This is a genomic window from Streptomyces sp. NPDC111656, assembly GCF_055656965.1.
The window spans coordinates 284269-304907 of record NZ_JBVKCA010000004.1 but is presented as its reverse complement, the minus strand read 5'-3'; the positions used below and the strand labels follow the sequence as shown (position 1 = coordinate 304907).

The following is a 20639-nucleotide window of genomic DNA, read 5'->3' as shown; positions in this document are numbered from 1 at the left end:
CGCGGGCGGCCCGGTGACCGCGTAGCGTGTCAGGGCGCCGTAGGGCGTGGCGAGATGTGCGTGCCGCCCTGACCGGAGGTGAGCCTGTCCGGCTCGTGGTTCCGCATCTCCGCGCGGATCGTCGAGCTCGCCCGCCGGCAGTACGACGAGCACCGAAGCAGGACAGCGTGCGCAGCTGTCCGGGCTTCCCCCGATCCGCCTGCACGGCACACGGCACCGGCCCGCGACACCGGCGCTGCTGGGCGAGGCAGACATCAAGGTCGCCCAAGGGCGCCCAGGGCACAGCTCCCGCCGGATCACCTCGGACACGTACACGAGCGTCCTGCCGCAGTTCATGGCAGCCGAGACGGAATCCACCACCGCGGTCGTACCGCGGTCCACGAAGAATGAGCCGGACCAGACGCGCAGTCCCGCCCGGAGGAGCAGGACGAGGCCGCAGAGACGGGCTCCGAAGCCGAGGACGATGGTCCGCCCGATCGACCTGCTCTTCGGGCCTTCTGGTGCCGGCTCCTGGTGGGCCATGTGCCGCCCGGTTCGAGCGACTCTGCGCGGCATGTCCGTCATGTGCTCGACGGCCTGCGCGTCGGCCGGTGATCACTCGGCGGACAGGACCAGGTGGATCTTGAGGGCGAGATGCACCTGCAGCACCTGGTCGCCGTGGCGCCACTGCGAGCCGAGCAGCGAGGTGATGCGGTCGATGCGCTGGTAGAGCGTGTTGACGTGGATGTAGAGCTCGGCGGCGGTGCGGCCCAGGCCGGTGTCGCAGGCGAAGAAGGCGAGCAGCGTGCGGGTGAGCTCGCCGCCGCGCTGGGTGTCGTAGTCGAGCACGGGGCCGATGGTGCGGCGCACGAAGCGGTGCAGCTCCTCGCGGCCCGCCTGATGGAACAGCAGCCCGTAGACGCCCAGTTCGCCGGGGGACGCCCCCTCTCCGTCGCGGTCGAGCGCGAGCAGGACGTCCAGGCAGCGGACCGCGTCGTGGTGTGCCTCGACGATGGCGTCGATGCCGGGCGAGGCCGTCGCGGCGCCGACGGTGACCAGGTTGTCCACGACCCGCGACAAGTGGTCGGCCAGGGTGCGGGCGGCCTCGTCCGGATCCGGATCCTGCGGCAGGAGGACGACGGTATCGCCCCGGTATTCGCCCGCGAGACCCCGGGCATGGGCGGCGTACGAAGCCGCGGCATCGGCGATGCGTCGCCGATGGGCGCTGTCACGGCAGCGGGCGGCGAACACCGTGTGCGGGCGGTGGAGGTCGAGACCCACCAGGGTGGCCCGGCGCCGCAGGCCCTCCGGATCCCGGTGCGGGGAGCCGAGCAGGTCCTCGAGGATCTCGCCGCGCAGTCGGTGCTCGGCCTCGGCGACGGTGCGTTCGCTGAGCAGCATCAGCGCGGTGACGAGCGCGGCACGCTCGAGGGAACGTACTCCTGAGGCGTCCAGGTGGTCGCGGGCGAGCAGCAGAACGCCCAGGAGTTCGCTGCCCGCCACGATGGGAGTGGCACAGGCGGCGGATCCGTCGGTGCCGGCCGGGATACGGCGGGTGCGGCGGGCGTCCGTGCTCAGCACCCGGGCGTCGCGGACCGCATGGGCGGCGGGGCACGGATCCGGGAGCGCCCCTTCGGTGCGGGCCTGTTCGACGAGAGGGTCGTCACCGGCGGCGGCCATGGTGCGTCCGCGGGGGTCCAGGACGAGGATGCTCCCGCCGAGGACGTCGGCGAGGGTCTGCGCAACGTCGGCCATGCCGCCGCCGTCGAGAACGATGGTGGTGAGGCGCTCGTGCAGGGCGGCGGCGCGTTCGATGGATTCGCTGTGGGCGCGGATGACGCCGTTGGCTTCGGTGAGTTCGTCGACTGCTCTGCGTACGTCCTGGAAGAGGGTCGCGTTCTCGATGGCGATGGCGGCGTGGTTGGCGAGCGAGACGAGCAGGGCCACTTCGTGCTCGGAGAAGGGGCGGACCCGGCGGTTGGCTGCGAACAGGACGCCAATGACGTTCTCGCCGAGTTTGAGAGGCACTCCCTCGATGGAGATCAGCCCCTCGCCGCCTACGACGTCGTCGATGCAGTGCTCGAAGCGCAGGTCGGCGAAGTAGTCGGAGGTGTTGTACGGAACCGCCGTCTTGGCCACAAGACCGCCGAGGCCTGCGCCCATGGCCAGCCGTGCCTGCTTGAACGCGTCGGTGCGTATCCCGTCGGTCACCCGCATATAGGTGTCGCCGCGTTGAGCGTCGTTGAGCATCAGGTAGGCCACGTCGGTGCCGAGCAGGCTGCGAGCCCGGCGGACGATGGCCTGGAGCACGGCCTCCAGATCACGCAGTGAGGACAGGTCCCCCGCTGTCTCGTAGAGCGCGGCGAGCTCGGCCTCCCGACGGCGACGCTCCTCCAGGCGCGCCCGTACCTGCAGGGCGTCGTCGACGAGCAGGGCGAGCCGGGGCCGGTCCTCGGAAGGGCATCGGTCGAGGAGAGCGTCGTACTCACTCTGCGCGGCGTCTTCGCGCAGCAGGCGCAGCAGCCGCGCCGCAGGCTCCACATCGGCCCGACTGTGTGTGGTCGTCGAGTCCACGGATGCCTCCTGAGTGTTCCGGTACGCGTTCCCGCCTGCGATGTTCACCGCCCCGGCTCCGTCTGCACAGATCTACGACGAGACCGGTTGCGACGAGTCGTCGTGGTCGTGCTCCAGGTGTGGTTCCGGGTCGGGGGCCGAGGACTGCGTACGGGAGCGCAGCGTGTGCGTGAGTGTGCCCCACACTCCTCGGCGGAAGAGCAGGACGACGACGATGAAGACGCCGCCGGTGACCAGGCCGGTCTCCTCGAAACCGGACGTGGACAGCCAGTCCTCCAGGCGGACGATGGCGCCGGCACCCAGCAGGCTGCCCCACAGGGTGCCGATGCCGCCGAGGACCGTCATGACGACGACCTTGCCCGACGTCGTCCAGTACACCTCCTGCAGAGAGGCGAAACCGTGGTTGACCGCGTACAGTCCGCCCGCGAGGCCGGACAGGAACGCGGACACGGTGAAGACGACGAGCTTGTAGCGGTCGGCGGCATAGCCCAGGGCACGGGCACGGGCGGAGTTGTCGCGCACGGCGGCGATCACCCGGCCGAACGGGGAGTGCACGATCCGCCAGGCCGCGGCGAGGCCGAGCAGCACCACCGGCAGGGCCGCGTAGTAGAAGACGAACGAGTCCGACAGGTCGACACCCGGCAGGTCGCGGGGAATTCCCTGCAGACCGTTCTCGCCGCCCGTGACATCGCCCCACTGGTTGGCGATGAAGTACACCATCTGCGCGAAGGCCAGGGTGACCATGGCAAAGTAGATGCCGCTGCGCCGGACCGCGAAGAACCCGATGGGCAGGGCGAGCAGCGCGGCGGCCGCCGCCCCGCCCAGCACGGCGACGTAGAACGGCAGTCCGCTGTGGATGGCGATCAGCCCGGTGACGTACGCCGAGCTGCCCCAGAACGCCGCGTGTCCGAAGGACAGCAGCCCGGCGTGACCGAGCAGCAGATCGAAGGCGACGGCGAACAGGCCCCAGCAGAGGATGTCCGTGGCGACCGGCGGATACAGGCCCCAGGGCAGGCCGAAGGCCACGAGCAGCCCGGCGGTGAGCAGGCCCCACCGGATCCGGGCGGGGCGGCCGTGCAGCTTCTCGAGGAGGCCGAGGATCATGCGTGTTCCTCCTTGCCGAACAGTCCGGCGGGCCGGACCAGCAGCACGACGGCCATCAGCAGATAGACCGACGTCTGAGACAGGACGGGGACGTAGAGGTTGCCGAGGGCCTGGATCATGCCGATGGTGAACCCGGCGAGCACGGAGCCGAAGACGGAGCCGAGGCCGCCGATGACAACGACCGCGAACACCGTGATGATCAGGTCGCTGCCCATACCGGAGTTGACCGCCCGCATGGGCGCGGCGAGCACGCCGGCCAGAGCCGCGAGCCCGACGCCGAAGCCGAAGACCGGCGTGACCCAGCGCCCCGTGTCGATGCCGAACGCCCTGGTGAGTTCCGGGCGTTCGGTGGCCGCGCGCACGATGGTCCCGATCCGGGTGCGGGTGAGCAGCAGCCACACGGCCAGGCAGAGGGCGACCGAGATGGCCAGTACAAACACCTGGTAGCGCGGGAAGTCGAACAGGCCCAGATCCATGGAGCCGGGGAAGGGACCGCGCTCGTAGGGCTGGGACTGCGCGCCGTACTTCATACGCAGCAGGTCCTGGCAGACCAGCGCGATGCCGAAGGTGAGCAGGAAGTTGTAGAGCGGGTCGAGGGCCGTCAGGCGGCGGATCAGCAGCCGTTCGAGGAGGGTGCCGGCGACGGCGAGTGCGAGGGGCACGAGCAGCAGGGCCCACCAGAAGCCGAGCCCCGCGCTGTCGCCGAGGGCGACCGCGCCGAACGCGCCGAGCATGTAGAGCGCGCCGTGGGCGAAGTTCACCACGCGCAGCATGCCGAAGATGACGGCGAGGCCGAGGGCGAGCAGGGCGTAGAAGCTGCCGCTGACCAGCCCGTTGAAGGCCTGTTGGAGAAACGAGGTCATGAGTGGGTCCCGTCGTCGGCCGGCGGCCTGCCCGTCGTGCGGGCCGCCGGACCCCGGTGGTCAGCTGAGATGGCAGTCGGGCGAAGGCTGGTCGAATGCCTCGTCGGCGGGGATGGTCTTGACCGGCTCGGTGTAGTCACCGGCCTCGCTCGCCTTGGCCGGGTCCTTGACCTTGGCCAGGTACGCGTCGTGGACGACTCGGTGGTCCTCGGCGCGGATGGTGGCGTTGTGGGCGAAGAAGTCGCTGAACTTGGTGCCGTCCAGCTCCTTCGAGACGTCGGCCGCCTTGTCGCTGCCCGCCTTCTGCGCGGCCTCCAGATAGTGCGTCGCCGCCGAGTAGTCGGCCGCCTGGTCGAAGGTGGGCCGCTGTCCTGTGCGCTCCTTGAACCGGTCGGACCAGGCCTGGGCCTTGGCGTCGACGTTCCAGAACCAGGCCGTGGTGAACATGGTTCCGGCAAGCTTGTCCGCGCCGATGGCCTTGATATCGGTGTCGAAGAGCAGGCCGATGGCCAGCTTGATGCCCTTGTCCTTCAGTTTGAACTGCTGGTACTGCTTGATGACGTTGGCCAGGTCACCTCCCGCCTGCAGGGCCCCGAGCACCTGTGGCTTCGGCTTCAGGCCCGGTGCCTTGAGCAGGAAGGTGGAGTAGTTGTCGCTGGGGAACGGCGTGGGGTCCTTGGCCACGACCTTGCCGCCCGCGCCCTCGATGGCCGTCTCGAACTTCTTCTGCATGTCCTGCCCGAAGGCGTAGTCCGGGTAGATCGTGTACCAGTTCTTGCCTCCCGCTTGGGTGACCGCGGCGCCGGTGCCGTGCGCCAGCATGTAGGTGTCGTAGGCCCATTCATAGGTGTACGGATTGCAGGTCTTGCCCGCGAGTTCCGTGGTGGCGGCGCCGGTGTTGAAGTACAGCTTCTTGGCCTGGCCGGCGACGGTCTGCACCGCGAGGGCCGCCGACGAGGTCGGCACGTCGAAGAGCGCGTCGGCCTTCTTACGGTCGTACATCTCCCGGGCCTGGGTGTTGGCGATCTCCGGCTTGTTCTGGTGGTCGGCCTTGATGACCTCGATGTTCCGGGTGATCGCCTTGTCGCCGTACTTCTTCTTGAAGTCGTCGACGGCCATCTGCACGGCCTGCACCGAGTTCGGTCCCGCGATGTCCGCGTAGACGCCGGACAGGTCGGTGAGCACACCGAGCACGATCTTGTCGTCGCTGACCTTTCCGCCGCCCGAGCTCGGTCCGCCGCCCCCGCAGCCCGCAAGCAGTGCCCCCACCGCGGCCGTGGCCACGACCGTCGACAGCCTGTGCTTCATTGCTTCCTCCTGATGCGTACGTCCCGAATGAGCGGAGGTGACGGGATGTCACAGTCCGAGATAGGCGAGGAGTTCGCCCTCGCGCTGCCGTACGTCGGCGTTGTCGAGCGCCTCCACGATCCGGCCCTGCGCGAGGAGGTAGTGGCGGTCGGCGATGGTCGCGGCGAAGCGCAGATTCTGCTCCACCAGCAGCACCGACACTCCGTGCTCCTTGGCCCCGCGCAGAATCTCGCCGATCTGCTGCACGATGACCGGGGCAAGGCCCTCGGTCGGCTCGTCGCAGAGCAGCACGCGCGCGCCGGCGCGCAGGACCCGGGCGAGGGCGAGCATCTGCTGTTCACCGCCGGAGAGCTTGCCGCCGGGGAAGCGGCGGCGCGCGGCGAGCACCGGGAAGGCGTCGTAGATGCGGGGCAGCGGCCACGCGGAGCCCGGCGAGGCCGGCGGCAGGGTCAGGTTCTCCTCGACGGACAGGCCCGCGTAGATGCCGCGGTCGTCGGGAACGTACCCGAGGCCGAGCCGGGCCCTGCGATGCGGCGGTGCCGCGGTGATGTCCTTGCCCGCCAGCGCGACCCGGCCGGTCATCTCACGGTGCAGCCCCATGGCGCAGCGCAGCAGGGTGGACTTTCCCGCGCCGTTGCGGCCGACGAGGGTGACGACCTCGCCCTCGCCGACCCGCAGGGACACCTCGTCCAGGGCCGTGGCCTCGCCGTACCGGGCGCTGACGCCCTTGATCTCAAGCAACGTCGGCCCCCAGGTACGCCTCGACGACCCGTGGATCGGTCCTGACCCGGTCGTAGGGGCCCTCCACGAGCACTTCGCCGCGCTGCAGGACCGTGACGGTGTCGGCGAGCGAGCCGACGACGCTCATGTTGTGCTCGACCATCACCACGGTGCGTCCCTCGCGGATCCTGTCGATGAGCGCCACGGTGCGGTCGACGTCCTCCAGACCCATGCCGGCTGTCGGCTCGTCGAGCAGCAGCAACGCCGGGTCCAGGGCGAGGGCGAGGGCCAGTTCCAGCGCGCGCTTCTGCCCGTACGGAAGGTTTCCGGCGGGCCGGTCGGCGAGATGCTCGAGTCCGACGTCACCGAGGAGTTCGAGGGCCCGGCCGGAGAAGCGGCGCATCAGTTTGTCCGTGCGCCAGAACCGGCGGCCGAGACCGGTGCCCGACTGGAGGGCGAGTTCGACGTGCTCCCGGGCTGTCATCTGCGGAAAGAGGCTGGTGACCTGGAAGGAGCGGGCGACGCCGAGGCCGGCGATGCGCTCCGGCGGCTGTCCGGTGATGTCGTGTCCGGCGAAGGTGATACGCCCGCCGGAAGGCCTGAGAAATCCGGTCAGCAGGTTGAACAGCGTTGTCTTTCCTGCCCCGTTGGGGCCTACGAGCGCGTGGACCGTGCCCTCGGTGACCCTCAGGTCCACCGCGCTGACGGCGCGGAATCCCTGGAACTCCTTGGACAGGCCTTGCGTGACCAGGATGGCGCGCGGTTGTGTCATGACGCCTCGGATGCGCAGGGGATGCAGCGGCGGTTGCCGATGTGGGGCAGACGTTAAGTTCGGCCATGAGCAGCGGCTACGGAGAGAATCTCCACAAGGCACCCCCACACAGGTGTGGGTCTTCTCCCTCCCCGCGCCGCTCCACCCGTCGCCGGTGTGGGTACTTGCTCCACCGAGGTGGGGGACGTTCTGGAGTCTTCCTCCGTCGCCCGGGTCGCGCACCGCGGTGACGATGTGCGCCATGGCGATGATGGAGACCCCGCTCAACACGTGGCTGCTGTTCGGACACGCCCCGCGCTACTTCCCCGACACCGAGGTGGTCACGCGACTTCCCGACGGCCGTGTGCACCGTTACACGTACGCCGCATTCGCCCGCCGTGCCCAGCAGTTGATGCACGCCCTGGACGCCCTCGGCCTGGCGCCGGACGACCGGGTGGCCACCCTCGCCTGGAACGGATACCGGCACCTGGAGGCCTACTGGGCCGTGCCCTGCACCGGGCGCGTCCTGCACACCCTGAACCTGAGGCTCTCCCCCGAGGACCTGGCGTACATCATCGGCCACGCGGACGACCGCGCCATCCTGGCCGATCCCGATCTGCTGCCACTTCTGGAGAAGGTGCACGCGCGGGGCGGCCTCGCCGGCGTGCGGCATGTCATCGTGCTCGGCGACGAGGTACCCGACACGGCGCTGCCGGGGGTGGTGGCGTACGAACAGCTGATCGCCGGCCTGCCGGATGCGTACGCCCCCCGCGACATCGACGAACGGTCGCCGCTCGGCCTGTGTTACACCTCCGGCACCACCGGCCGCCCCAAGGGCGTGCTCTACACACACCGTTCGACCGTGCTGCACGCCATCGCCGCGTCCTCGCAGTCCGCCATGGCCATCGGCCCCGGTGACTGCGTACTGCCGATCGTGCCCATGTTCCACGCCAACGCCTGGGGCGTCCCCTACACCGCCACTCCGTACGGCGCCAAGCAGGTGTTCCTCAGCGGCTCGCTGGATCCCGTCGCCCTGGTCGATCTGATGGCCGCCGAGCGGGTCACGGTCGCCGCGGGCGTGCCCACCATCTGGATGGCGGTCGCCGACGAGATCACCGCCCGCGGCGGGTTGCCGTCGCTACGGCATCTGCTGTGCGGCGGTGCCCGTCCGCCGCGCGCCCTGATCGAACGCTACCGGCGTGACTTCGACATCCCTCTGGTGCAGGTGTGGGGCATGACCGAGACCTCGCCGCTGGCCAGTGTGGCGTGGCCGAAGGAGCGGATGCGTGACTGGGAAGAGGACCGGATCACCGACGCGGTGCGCACCCGGGCCGGTCTTCCGCTGCCCGGGGTACAGATGGACATACGCGACGAGGCGGGCGATTCCCTTGCGTGGGACGGAACGTCGATGGGCGATCTGCTCGTACGCGGGCCATGGATCGCCGATTCCTACCTCGGCGGTGAGGGCGCCGCCCAGTTCACGGAGGACGGCTGGTTTCGTACCGGGGACATCGCCATCGGCTCCCCGGACGGCTATGTCGTCATCGCCGACCGTGCGAAGGATCTCATCAAGTCCGGCGGCGAATGGATCTCATCGGTGGACATGGAGTCGGCCGTCATGGCGCTGCCGGAGGTCGCCGAGGCCGCGGTCATCGCCGTGCCCGACGACAAGTGGCAGGAGCGTCCGCTGATCTGCGTCGCCCCGCGCCCGGGCTCCACCGTGACCCTCGAACGCGTACGGGCGCACCTCGAGGCCGGAGGCTTCGCGCGTTGGCAGCTCCCGGACCGTATCGAGGTCGTGGAGGCCATCCCGCGCACCGGAGTCGGCAAGTTCGACAAGAAGGCGTTGCGTGCCCGCTTCGACTCCTGATTCACCGCTCCCTTTCACCTTCGCCGCCCGGAGGGCGAACCATGCATCTGAGACGCACGGTCACCTTGTTGTCCGCCGTACTCCTGTCGACGGCGGGAGTGTCGGCGAGCGCCACGGCTCGATCGGCACCCCGCTGCGCCGGCCAGAGCCGGATCAACGTACCCGGCGCGGCGTTCCAGACCACGGCCTGTCTACCCGACATGACCACGTCCGCGACCGCCGGTACCGCCTACACCGACTCCACGGACTGGGCCTCACTCCCCGCCAAGGGGACCGAGAACCCCACCGGCGTCCCCGGCATCCAGATCGACGGCTACTTCCCCGACTCCTCGCACCTCAACAAGACCCACGGCTGGAACCACGACTCCCAGTTCGTCATCCGGCTGCCCGAGCGCTGGAACGGCGGCCTCGTGGTGACCGGTGCGCCCGGGACGCGCAAGCAGTACTCGCTGGACCCCCTGATCTCCGACTGGGTCATCGCCCAGGGCTACGCCTTCGCCTCCATCGACAAGGGCAACAGCGGCCCCGACTTCTACACCGACGGCAAGCGGCCCGGCGACGCGATCGCCGAATGGAACCGGCGCACCACCGAGCTGACCCTCGCCACGAAGACCGTCGTCCGGCAGGAGTACGGGCACGCCCCACGCCGCACCTACATGACCGGCATCTCCAACGGCGGTTACCTGACCCGCTGGCAGCTCGAGAACCACCCCGAGCTGTACGACGGCGGAGTGGACTGGGAGGGCGCGCTGTGGACCGAGGACGGGCCGAACCTGTTCACCTATCTGCCGACCGCGGTCGCGTACCAAGCGGGCCGGGCCACCCACGACGACATGCTCGCCGCCGGATTCGCTCCCGGCACCGAGTTCCTGTGGCCGTACCACGAGGCTGCCTATTGGGGCCTGACGCAGAAGGTGTACCGCGCCGAGGTCGACCCCTCCTACGACCCCAAGTGTCCGGGCGAGTCCGCCGGTTCGGCGCTTGAGGAGATTCTCGCGGCCTGCGCGTCGGATGCTTCGTACGACTATGCGACGCGGCCGAGCTCCGTGCACCGGGCGGTCGAGCGGATCTCGCTCACCGGCAGAATCGGCAAACCCATGATCACACTGCACGGCTCGCTCGACGCACTGCTGCCGATCGCCACTGACTCGGACGTGTACGCGCGCATGGTCTCCGACAGTCACCGCGGCCGTTTGCACCGCTACTACACGGTCGCGGGCGGCACCCACGTCGACGGCCTGTACGACACCTATCCGGACCGGCTCCGGCCGATCCTGCCCTGCTATCGCTCGGCCTTCGACGCTCTGACCAGCTGGGTCGAGTACCGGGTCGCGCCGCCGGCGAGCGGCACCGTGCCCAGACCCGCCTCGGGAGACCTGGTCAACTCCTGTGCACTGCAATGACGTCGGCGCCCTACGCAGTGGAGTCTGCCGACACCCGAGGTGATCGAGAAGTGTGGTCCGCTTCCGCTGTCGGGCGCCCGCTGCGGTTCTACGGTGCAGCGGACCGCCCGCTCCGGAGGGACACCGGCGCGGGGGTTCGCCCACTCACCCCCCTCACCACGGGAGGACTGCATGTCGGTTCGTGACCGCACCCGTAGAACCTGCTGGGCCGCGCTACTGACCCTGCTGCTCGCCCTGTTCACCGTGCCGCAGAGTGCGTCGGCTGCCTCGCTCACCCAGGTGACCGGCTTCGGCTCCAACCCCGGGGGCCTGTCGATGTACACGTACGTCCCCGACAACCTGCCCTCCGGCGCCCCGGTGGTCGTGGCGCTGCACGGCTGCACCCAGAGCGCGAGCGACTACTACAGCCACTCCGGCTGGCCCAAGTACGCCGACCTGTACGGCTTCGCGCTGGTCTTCCCGCAGACCTCCAGCGTCAACAATGCCAACTCGTGCTTCAACTGGTACCAGTCCGGGGACTACACCCGGGGCCAGGGCGAAGCCCTGTCCATCAAGCAGATGGTCGACTACGCCAAGACGCAGTACGGCAGCGACCCCAGCCGCGTGTACGTGACGGGGCTGTCCGCCGGCGGCGCCATGACCTCCGTGATGCTCGCCGACTACCCCGATGTCTTCGCGGGCGGCTCCGTCGACTCCGGCATCCCGGCGGGCTGCGCCACCGATCTCAGCAGCGGCCTCACCTGCGAGTACAACCCGGTCAGCAAGACCCCGCAGCAGTGGGGCGACCTGGTCCGCGGCGCATCGGGCGGCTGGAGCGGACCCTGGCCGCGGGTGGCCGTCTGGCAGGGTTCCGGCGACTCGACCGTCAACCCCGCCAACGCCACCGAGTCCCGCGACCAGTGGACGAACGTCCGGGGCATCAGCCAGACCCCGTCATCGACCACCACGCTCACCGGCGGAACCACCCGGGACGTCTACAACGATGCCAACGGCGATCCTGCCGTCGAGACCTTCACCGTCTCCGGCATGACGCACGGCCTCGCCGTGAACCCCGGCTCCGGGACCGACCAGTGCGGCACGACCGGCACGTACTACCTCAACTACATCTGCTCCAGCTACTACACGGCGACGTTCTGGGGCCTGGACGGCACCTCCGGCGGTGGCACCGGTGCCCTGCCCGCGCCCACCGGGCTGGCGGTGACCGGCACCACGGACACCAGCGCCTCACTTTCCTGGAACGCCGTCGACGGCGCCGCTTCGTACACCATCTACCGCGGCGGTACGAAGACGGGCTCGACGACCTCCCCTTCGTACACGGACACCGGGCTGGCCTCCGGCACCGGATACAGCTACGCCGTCGCCGCCGTCGACTCATCGGGCAGGGCCGGCGCCGCCGGCGCGGCCGTGACGGCGACCACCACCGGCTTTCAGCCACAGTGCCTCACCGCGAACAACTACAACCAGGTCGCCGCGGGCCGCGCCCACCAGAGCGGCGGCTACACCTACGCGAACGGCTCCAACCAGAACATGGGCCTGTACAACACCTTCACCACCCACACCCTCGAGGAGACCGCCACCGGTTACTACGTGATCGCCGACTCCGGCTGCCCCGCCTGACCGGGCCTGCCACTGCTCACGCTCTGGCGGCGGTGAGCAGTGGCTGGGACGCGGCCGCGGCGCGGCTCATCCGGTGAAGCCACCGCCGCGGGCGACGGCGCCCTCAGCCCCAGCGTCGCCGGGCGCGCCCTCGTCCGCGGCTGCGTGCCCCGCCGCCGAGCCGACCGCAGCGACCCCGCCGACCTCGACGCCTCGCCGTCGTCACCGACCGCGAACGCGACGTTCCCCCAGTACGACTCCCCCATGCCCCTGACCATCGGCGGCTGCGTCAACAGCGCGGCCCGCCACCCGCGGGCCCGATCGGACCGCTCCCGGTTCGAACTGACGTCACACCAGGGAACGGCGATTCCCCGGCCGTTCCCCCGGACGAGTGCAAAGAGCGCGAAACGCACGACTGCGGCCCCCGGATCAGCTCCGGGGGCCGCAACCTTGTTGCTGGCAAACCACGAGTGCGCAGGCGGCATCGTTTCTTCACGCGTAGCGCGGAGTGGGGCGGGTGGGACTCGAACCCACGGCCGACGGATTATGAGTCCGCTGCTCTAACCGGCTGAGCTACCGCCCCTTACGGCGCGTCGCGCACATGTGTGCGCGCCGTCTGCCGCAGCATAGCCGCTCATACGATCTCCTGCTTCGGATGGTCGGCAACGCATGACCATGAGGACTTCGGCGTGGCCTGCGCGGTTCCGCCGGACATGAAAAAGGACCCCTGAGGGGTCCTCTTCCGTTGCTCTCCCGACTGGACTCGAACCAGTAACCTGCCGGTTAACAGCCGGCTGCTCTGCCAATTGAGCTACAGGAGATCGAGCTCCCCCGACTGGACTCGAACCAGTAACCTGCCGGTTAACAGCCGGCTGCTCTGCCAATTGAGCTACGGAGGATTGCCTCGTTGCATCGAACGCACCTACCCGGGTATTCGCCAGGGGGCGTGTGCTCGCTGCGACACATACATTAGCGCAAGCAGGGGGGTGCTCCGCCAATCGGTTCCCCCCGCACCGATGCCGACGCAAGGGAAGGGTGGCCGTCATGCGCTACCGGCTCACATTCGTCGCCGGACTGGCTCTGGGTTACGTGCTCGGCACGCGCGCCGGGCGCGAGCGCTACGAACAGCTGAAGAAGTCCGCGCGTCAGGTCGCGCAGAACCCCGCGGTGCGCAACACCGCCGAGACCGCCGCCCAGCAGGGGCGCGAGATCGCGGGCAAGGCGTTCCACACGGTCGGCGAGAAGGTGGGCGACCACGTCCCCGCCTCGGTCACCGCCCGCGTCCGCTCGCTGCGCGAACGCAACACCAACGGCACCCGCGAGGACGACTGGGGCACCAGCAACACGTAGGACCCCGCGAGCGGCGCGGGGAACCACCCGATCAGCCCCTACCGGCCGAAAGTCGAACGACTCTCGGTCGGCAGGGCGAGGGATCCCTGACGGGGTCGGCGAACGCGCCACCCCGTCCGACCTGCGCCCCTGCCCGGCGGGCACCCCGTGAGCCGGTAACTACCGCCCGGCCCGGCGCGCCCATCCCCCGCCGTACGGCAGAATTTCCGCCATGGGGATAGTCGCCGGGTTGGACAGTTCGCCCGATTTCACTCGTATCGTCGTCTGCGACACGGACACGGGAGCCGTGCTCAGGCAGGGATATGCCCCGCATCCGGTGGAAACCACCGAGGGCGGCGGCCGTCCTTCCGATGTCGATCCGCAGGCCTGGCTGCTGTCCCTGGGCGAGGCTGCCGGCGGCGGACTCCTCGAAGGCGTGCAGGCCATCGGCGTCTCCGCGCAGCAGAACGCGCTCGTTCCGCTGGACACGCAGGGCAACACGGTGCGGCCGGCCATGGTCGGCGGTGACAAGCGCGCACAGGTCGCCGCCGCCGATCTCGTCGACGCGCTCGGCGGGCGCGAGGCATGGGCGCAAGCCGTGGGCCACGTACCGCAGGCCGCCCAGCCGGTGACCAAGTTGCGCTGGCTGAACAAGACCGAGCCCGACGCCGCGCTGCGCACCGCCGTGCTGCTGCAGGCGCACGACTGGCTGGTGTGGCAGCTGCTCGGGCGGCCGATGCGGCGGACCACCGATCGGGGCGGGGCCTCCGGGACCGGCTACTGGTCGGCGGCGACCGGCGGCTACCGGCCGGATCTCGTCGAGCTCGCGCTCGGCCACCAGGCCACGCTGCCCGAGGTGCTGGGCCCGTCCGAGGCGGCGGGGACGACACCCGAGGGACTGCTGATCTCCGCGGGCACCGGAGAGACCATGGCGGCGGCCTTCGGGCTCGGTATCGGGCTCGGGGACGCGGTCGTGTCCCTCGGCGCCTCCGGGTCCGTGATGGCCGTACACCCCGAGGCACTGGTCGACTCCTCCGGCATGATCACCTCACTGGCGGACGCGACCGGCATGCATCTGCCGGTGGTGACCACCCTCAACGCCGTACGGACCCTGCGCGGCGCCGTCGAACTGCTCGGCCTGCCCGACCTGGAGAGCCTGTCCGAGCTGGCGATGAAGTCCACGCCGGGCTCCCACGGGCTGGTCCTGCTGCCGTACCTGGAGGGCGAGCGGACCCCGAACCTGCCGCACACCGCCGGGACGCTCGCGGGACTGCGGCGCGAGTCGATGCGGCCCGAACACCTGGCGCGGGCCGCCTTCGAGGGCATGCTGTGCGGGCTCGCGGACGCGCTCGACGTGCTGCGCGGGCGCGGCGTGGACGTACGGCGGGTGTTCCTGCTCGGGGCGGCCGCCGAGTTGCCGGCCGTGCAGGCCGCGGCGCCCGCGCTGTTCGGCGCGCAGGTCGTCGTCCCCCAGCCGGCCGACTACGCGGCGCTGGGCGCGGCCCGTCAGGCGGCCTGGGCCCTCGGCGTCTCGCAGGGCGCGCTCGACCCCCAGCTGCCACCCGTCTGGCAGGGCGCGGTCGCCCAGATCCTGGAGCCGGGTGAGGAACTGGCCGTGGGTCAGGCCGTACGGCAGCAGTACGTGTCCGTACGGGAACAGACGCATCCGGGGGCGTTCCGGTCATAGGGGGCGTAGAGGAGTGCGGACGGGTGTTCCGGTGAGGGTAGAGGCCGACATGGGCCCTATGACGTACGTCTCAACGTCCGGTTCCGGTCCGCTCTTGGTCCGCTCTTGGATTAATCGGTTGAGGTAACACGGGTGGAGTGTTCGACGATAGGGGGTGGTGCACCACCGACCGCACTGCCGTCGACGACTCCGAGAGAAGCCGCGTGCTCATACGACTGCTTCGGACCTACCTCAGTCCGTACAAAAAACCCATCGCTCTCCTCGTGCTGCTGCAGTTCCTGCAGACCTGCGCGACCCTGTATCTGCCGACCCTGAACGCACACATCATTGACAACGGTGTCGTCAAGGGAGACACGGGTTACATCCTGTCCTTCGGCGCTCTGATGATCGGGATCTCGCTGATCCAGGTCGTCTGCAACATCGGCGCCGTCTACTACGGCGCCCGTACGGCGTCCTCCGTCGGCCGGGACATCCGGGCCGCCGTCTTCGACCGGGTGCAGTCCTTCTCCGCACGCGAGGTGGGCCACTTCGGGGCCCCCTCCCTGATCACCCGCACCACCAATGACGTCCAGCAGGTGCAGATGCTCGCCCTGATGACGTTCACCCTGCTGGTGTCGGCGCCGATCATGTGTGTGGGCGGCATCGTGCTGGCCCTCGGCCTGGACGTGCCGCTCTCCGCGGTCCTGGTCGCCGTCGTGCCGGTGCTCGGCATCGGAGTGACCCTGATCGTGCGCCGGCTGCGCCCGCTGTTCAGGACCATGCAGGTGCGCCTGGACACCGTGAACCGGGTGCTGCGCGAGCAGATCACCGGCAACCGCGTCATCCGCGCCTTCGTCCGCGACGACTACGAGAAGGACCGTTTCGAGTCCGCCAACGCCCAGCTGACCGAGGTGTCCCTCGGTACCGGCCGGATGCTCGCCCTGATGTTCCCGATGGTCATGACCGTCGTGAACCTCTCGTCGATCGCCGTGGTCTGGTTCGGCGCCCACCGCATCGCCAGCGGCGGCATGCAGATCGGCGACCTGACCGCGTTCCTCGCCTACCTCATGCAGATCGTGATGTCCGTGATGATGGCCACCTTCATGTTCATGATGGTGCCGCGCGCGGAGGTCTGTGCCGAGCGCATCGAAGAGGTCCTGGACACCTCGTCGAGCGTCGTGCCGCCGAGCGCGCCCGTCGTGGAGCTGCGCCGCCACGGTCACCTGGAGATCCGCGGCGCCGGCTTCCGCTACCCGGGTGCCGAGGAGCCCGTCCTGAAGTCCATCGAACTGGTGGCGCGGCCGGGTGAGACGACCGCCGTGATCGGGTCGACGGGCAGCGGCAAGTCGACACTGCTCGGGCTCGTGCCCCGGCTCTTCGACGCCACCGACGGAGAAGTCCTCGTCGACGGCGTGGACGTGTCGACCGTCGAGCCGAAGCTGCTCGCCAGGACGGTCGGGCTCGTCCCCCAGAAGCCGTACCTGTTCGCGGGGACGGTCGCCACCAACCTCCGGTACGGCAATCCGGACGCGACCGACGAGGAACTGTGGCACGCGCTGGAGGTGGCGCAGGCCAAGGGCTTCGTGGAGCGGCTGGAGAACGGCCTGGACTCGCCGATCGCCCAGGGCGGCACCAACGTCTCCGGCGGTCAGCGCCAGCGCCTCGCCATCGCCCGCACTCTCGTCCAGCGCCCCGAGATCTACCTCTTCGACGACTCCTTCTCCGCGCTCGACTACGCGACGGACGCGGCGCTGCGCGCGGCGCTCTCCCAGGAGACCGCCGAGGCGACCGTGGTGATCGTCGCCCAGCGGGTGTCGACCATTCGGGACGCCGACCGGATCGTGGTCCTCGACGAGGGCCGGGTGGTGGGCACGGGACGGCACCACGAGCTCATGGCCGACAACGAGACCTATCGGGAGATCGTTCTCTCCCAGCTGACGGAAGCGGAGGCCGCCTGATGGCCGGGCCCATGGGACGCATGATGGCCGGGGGCGGCCCCGATCAGCGCTCGATGGATTTCAAGGTGTCCGGGAAGAGGCTCCTGGCCCAGTTCAAACCCGAGCGCGTCACCATGTACGGGATGCTGGTCGCCGTCGTCCTGAGCGTGGGGCTCTCGGTGGTCGGGCCGAAGATCCTCGGCAAGGCCACCGACCTGGTCTTCGCGGGCATCATCGGGCGGCAGATGCCGGCCGGTGCCACCAAGGCCGAGGTCCTCGCCTCCATGCGGGGGCGCGGTGAGGGCGGCATGGCCGACATGCTCGCCGGGACGGACTTCACCCCCGGCAAGGGCATCGACTTCGATGCCGTCGGAAACGTACTGCTGCTCGCGCTCTGTACGTTCCTGCTGGCCGGCCTGCTGATGGCGGTGGCGACGCGCCTGGTGAACCGGGCCGTCAACAAGACCGTCTACCACATGCGCGAGGACCTGCAGGCGAAGCTCTCACGGCTGCCGCTGTCGTACTTCGACAAGCGCCAGCGCGGTGAGGTGCTCAGCCGCGCCACGAACGACATCGACAACATCCAGCAGACCCTGCAGCAGTCGATGGGCCAGCTGGTGAACTCCCTGCTGACCATCGTCGGCGTGCTCGCGATGATGTTCTGGGTGTCGTGGCTGCTCGCGCTGGTCGCGCTCGTCACGGTCCCGCTCTCCTTCTTCATCGCCACGCGCATCGGCAAGCGCTCGCAGCCGCACTTCGTGCAGCAGTGGCGCACCACCGGCAAGCTCAACGCCCACATCGAGGAGATGTACACCGGGCACACGCTGGTGAAGGTGTTCGGGCGGCAGGAGGAGTCGGCGGCGCAGTTCGCCGAGCAGAACGAGAAGTTGTACGAGGCCGGGTTCAAGGCGCAGTTCAACAGCGGGGTCATGCAGCCGCTGATGATGTTCGTGTCGAACCTGAACTATGTGCTGGTGGCGGTGGTCGGCGGTCTGCGCGTCGCGTCCGGCTCGCTGTCGATCGGCGACGTCCAGGCCTTCATCCAGTACTCCCGCCAGTTCTCGATGCCGCTGACGCAGGTCGCCTCGATGGCGAACCTCGTGCAGTCCGGTGTCGCGTCGGCGGAGCGGATATTCGAACTCCTCGACGCGGAGGAGCAGGAGGCCGACCCGGTGCCGGCGGCGCGCCCCGACGAGCTGCGCGGGCGGGTGGCGTTGGAGAACGTGTCCTTCCGCTACGACCCCGAGAAGCCACTCATCGAGGACCTGTCGCTGAAGGTGGAGCCGGGCCACACGGTGGCGATCGTCGGCCCGACCGGCGCCGGCAAGACCACGCTGGTGAACCTCCTGATGCGGTTCTACGACGTCACGGGCGGCCGGATCACCCTCGACGGGGTCGACATCGCGTCCATGTCCCGGGACGAACTCCGGGCCGGGATCGGGATGGTGCTCCAGGACACCTGGCTGTTCGGCGGCACGATCGCGGAGAACATCGCGTACGGGGCCTCGCGTGAGGTCACACGCGGGGAGATCGAGGAGGCAGCGCGGGCCGCGCACGCGGACCGTTTCATCCGTACGCTCCCGGATGGCTACGACACCGTCATCGACGACGAGGGCACGGGGGTCAGCGCGGGCGAGAAGCAGCTGATCACCATCGCGCGGGCGTTCCTGTCCGACCCGGTGATCCTCGTCCTCGACGAGGCGACGAGTTCCGTCGACACCCGTACGGAAGTGCTGATCCAGAAGGCGATGGCGAAGCTCGCGCACGGGCGGACGTCGTTCGTGATCGCCCACCGGCTCTCCACGATCCGGGACGCGGACACCATCCTCGTGATGGAGAACGGGTCGATCGTCGAGCAGGGCGCGCATGCGGAGCTGTTGGCGGCGGACGGGGCGTACGCGCGCCTCTACAAGGCCCAGTTCGCCCAGGCGGTGGCCGAGGTCGACTAGCGGGTGCGGGGGGGGTAGGCGGGTGCGGGGAGGCGCTTCCTCGCCCCCGCCGCCCCTACCCTCCCCCAAGCTCTCGACTTCGCTCGAGCAGGGGGGATCCCCATCATCCCTGGGGGCTCCGCCCCCAGACCCCCGCATCGGCCTGAACGGCCTCGTCCTCAAACGCCGGACGGGCTGAGGCTCTTAGGGGCGCGGGGAACTGCGCGACCGGCCCCCACCGGCCCGCAGCCTGAAGACCACCCCACGGCTCGGTCAGTCCAGGTAGCCGCGGAGTTGGTCCGCGAAGGCGTGGTCCCTCAGTTTGTTGAGGGTCTTGGACTCGATCTGGCGGATGCGTTCGCGGGTGACGCCGAAGATGCGGCCTATTTCCTCGAGCGTGCGGGGACGGCCGTCGGCGAGCCCGTACCGGAGCTGGACGACCTTGCGTTCACGCTCGCCGAGCGTGGAGAGCACCGCTTCCAGGTGTTCCCGCAGGAGCAGGAACGCGGCGGACTCCACCGGCGACGTCGCGTCACCGTCCTCGATCAGGTCGCCGAGCGCCACGTCGTCCTCCTCCCCCACCGGCGCGTGCAACGACACCGGCTCCTGGGCAAGGCGCAGCACCTCACTCACCCGCTCACCGGGAAGGTCGAGGTGCGCGGCGACCTCGTCCGGCGTCGGTTCGTAGCCGCGCTCCTGCAGCATCCGCCGCTGGACCCGCACGACCCGGTTGATCAACTCGACCACGTGGACGGGGACCCGGATCGTACGGGCCTGATCGGCCAGCGCCCGCGACATGGCCTGCCGGATCCACCAGGTCGCGTACGTCGAGAACTTGTACCCACGGGCGTAGTCGAACTTCTCCACCGCCCTGATCAGACCGAGGTTCCCCTCCTGGACCAGGTCGAGCATGGTGAGCCCGCGGCCCACATAGCGTTTCGCGACCGAGACGACGAGGCGCAGGTTCGCCTCGATGAGGCGGCGCTTGGCCATGCGGCCCATGACGACGAGTTTGTCGAGGTCGAGGGCGAGCTGACTGTCCAGGTCGGGGGCGAGGCGGAGCTTCTCCTCGGCGAAGAGTCCGGCCTCGACGCGACGGGCGAGTTCGACCTCCTCCGCCGCGGTGAGCAGCGGAATGCGGCCGATCTCGCGCAGGTACTGGCGGAACAGGTCCGAGGAGGGGCCTCCGGTGTCCGTACCGCGTCCTCGGGGCAATTCGACGGGCTCCGGGACCTCGGCCTCGGTTTCGACCTCCACGGGCTCGGCCTCGGCCTCGACGGCGTCCGCCGCCGGCCCGTCCGGCTCCGTCTCGGGGTGGTGCGCGGCACCCCGCTGCGGGGGCACCGCCGTGACGGCGTCGGGCTCGACGTCCGTATCCGCGTCCGTGAGGTTGTCGGTCTGTGTGAGGGTCTGGGTCTGCACGGGGGCGACCTCCAGGAATGTCGCTGCTGAGGCGTGCGGCAGCGGTACGTCGGGGATGGGGTCGACGGCCTCGCCGCTGTCCATCCCGTAGTCGTTTGGCGGAACCGCGGGAATCGGAAACCCGTCGCGTGCGGGTCGGCCGCGCTCCGAGGACTCAGGCACCGCAACCCAGTGTGGAGTACGACACAT

14 protein-coding genes and 3 tRNA genes are annotated in these 20639 nt (G+C 69.6%); 7 read left to right on the top strand and 10 right to left on the bottom strand.

All coding sequences use genetic code 11. The annotated features are described in order from the left end of the window. Positions 1 to 594: 594 nt before the first annotated feature. From ACZ7M3_RS14745 to ACZ7M3_RS14720, 6 genes are all read right to left on the bottom strand, one after another. Positions 595 to 2553: a GAF domain-containing protein gene (locus ACZ7M3_RS14745; RefSeq protein WP_472063469.1), complete on the bottom strand. Its 1959-nt coding sequence runs from the start codon at positions 2551 to 2553 to the stop codon at positions 595 to 597. Between the two features lie 72 nt (positions 2554 to 2625). Then, positions 2626 to 3657 (bottom strand): branched-chain amino acid ABC transporter permease, encoded by a 1032-nt coding sequence (locus ACZ7M3_RS14740; protein ID WP_217565735.1) that lies wholly within the window; start codon positions 3655 to 3657, stop codon positions 2626 to 2628. Beyond that, complete coding sequence (locus ACZ7M3_RS14735) at positions 3654 to 4520, bottom strand: branched-chain amino acid ABC transporter permease (RefSeq protein ID WP_472063467.1); 867 nt, start codon at positions 4518 to 4520, stop codon at positions 3654 to 3656. Before ACZ7M3_RS14735 ends, ACZ7M3_RS14740 begins: the two co-directional genes overlap by 4 nt. Positions 4521 to 4580: 60 nt before the next feature. Then, the gene (locus ACZ7M3_RS14730) at positions 4581 to 5828 is read right to left on the bottom strand and encodes an ABC transporter substrate-binding protein (protein WP_472063465.1); all 1248 of its coding nucleotides are present in this window, start codon (positions 5826 to 5828) and stop codon (positions 4581 to 4583) included. A gap of 48 nt (positions 5829 to 5876) precedes the next feature. Further along, positions 5877 to 6569, bottom strand: coding sequence for an ABC transporter ATP-binding protein (locus ACZ7M3_RS14725; RefSeq protein ID WP_054233554.1), 693 nt, complete (start codon positions 6567 to 6569; stop codon positions 5877 to 5879). Next, positions 6562 to 7320 (bottom strand): ABC transporter ATP-binding protein, encoded by a 759-nt coding sequence (locus ACZ7M3_RS14720; protein ID WP_452967714.1) that lies wholly within the window; start codon positions 7318 to 7320, stop codon positions 6562 to 6564. The genes ACZ7M3_RS14725 and ACZ7M3_RS14720 overlap by 8 nt, the downstream gene beginning before the upstream one ends. A gap of 241 nt (positions 7321 to 7561) precedes the next feature. Here ACZ7M3_RS14720 and ACZ7M3_RS14715 point away from each other — a divergent pair, with 241 nt between their 5' ends. From ACZ7M3_RS14715 to ACZ7M3_RS14705, 3 genes are all read left to right on the top strand, one after another. Then, on the top strand, positions 7562 to 9169 hold the full coding sequence (locus ACZ7M3_RS14715; RefSeq protein WP_472063463.1) for a long-chain fatty acid--CoA ligase: 1608 nt from the start codon (positions 7562 to 7564) through the stop codon (positions 9167 to 9169). A 41-nt stretch (positions 9170 to 9210) separates the two neighbouring features. After that, a complete protein-coding gene (locus ACZ7M3_RS14710) occupies positions 9211 to 10572 on the top strand; it encodes a tannase/feruloyl esterase family alpha/beta hydrolase (protein ID WP_472063462.1) in 1362 nt (453 codons plus the stop codon). 171 nt (positions 10573 to 10743) lie between these two features. Continuing rightward, entirely contained in the window at positions 10744 to 12189 is a 1446-nt protein-coding gene (locus ACZ7M3_RS14705) for an extracellular catalytic domain type 1 short-chain-length polyhydroxyalkanoate depolymerase (protein WP_472063460.1), read from the top strand. Positions 12190 to 12677: 488 nt separating this feature from the next. Here the strand turns inward: ACZ7M3_RS14705 and ACZ7M3_RS14700 are convergent. From ACZ7M3_RS14700 to ACZ7M3_RS14690, 3 genes are all read right to left on the bottom strand, one after another. Then, positions 12678 to 12751 (bottom strand) — tRNA-Ile (locus ACZ7M3_RS14700). Between the two features lie 165 nt (positions 12752 to 12916). Next, a tRNA-Asn gene (locus ACZ7M3_RS14695) sits at positions 12917 to 12989 on the bottom strand. 5 nt (positions 12990 to 12994) lie between these two features. Further along, positions 12995 to 13067 (bottom strand) — tRNA-Asn (locus ACZ7M3_RS14690). Between the two features lie 145 nt (positions 13068 to 13212). On the opposite strand from ACZ7M3_RS14690, the gene ACZ7M3_RS14685 reads away from it, so the two are divergent. From ACZ7M3_RS14685 to ACZ7M3_RS14670, 4 genes are all read left to right on the top strand, one after another. Next, positions 13213 to 13518, top strand: coding sequence for a hypothetical protein (locus ACZ7M3_RS14685; RefSeq protein ID WP_095854815.1), 306 nt, complete (start codon positions 13213 to 13215; stop codon positions 13516 to 13518). Positions 13519 to 13729: 211 nt separating this feature from the next. Further along, positions 13730 to 15184, top strand: coding sequence for an FGGY family carbohydrate kinase (locus ACZ7M3_RS14680; protein ID WP_472063458.1), 1455 nt, complete (start codon positions 13730 to 13732; stop codon positions 15182 to 15184). Positions 15185 to 15387: 203 nt separating this feature from the next. Beyond that, positions 15388 to 17121, top strand: a complete 1734-nt coding sequence (locus ACZ7M3_RS14675; protein ID WP_472063887.1) for an ABC transporter ATP-binding protein — start codon at positions 15388 to 15390, stop codon at positions 17119 to 17121. Continuing rightward, the gene (locus ACZ7M3_RS14670; RefSeq protein WP_351293811.1) at positions 17121 to 19049 is read left to right on the top strand and encodes an ABC transporter ATP-binding protein; all 1929 of its coding nucleotides are present in this window, start codon (positions 17121 to 17123) and stop codon (positions 19047 to 19049) included. Before ACZ7M3_RS14675 ends, ACZ7M3_RS14670 begins: the two co-directional genes overlap by 1 nt. A gap of 252 nt (positions 19050 to 19301) precedes the next feature. On the opposite strand, the gene ACZ7M3_RS14665 is transcribed toward ACZ7M3_RS14670, so the two are convergent. Continuing rightward, a complete protein-coding gene (locus tag ACZ7M3_RS14665) occupies positions 19302 to 20612 on the bottom strand; it encodes an RNA polymerase sigma factor (protein ID WP_472063456.1) in 1311 nt (436 codons plus the stop codon). Positions 20613 to 20639 lie beyond the last annotated feature (27 nt).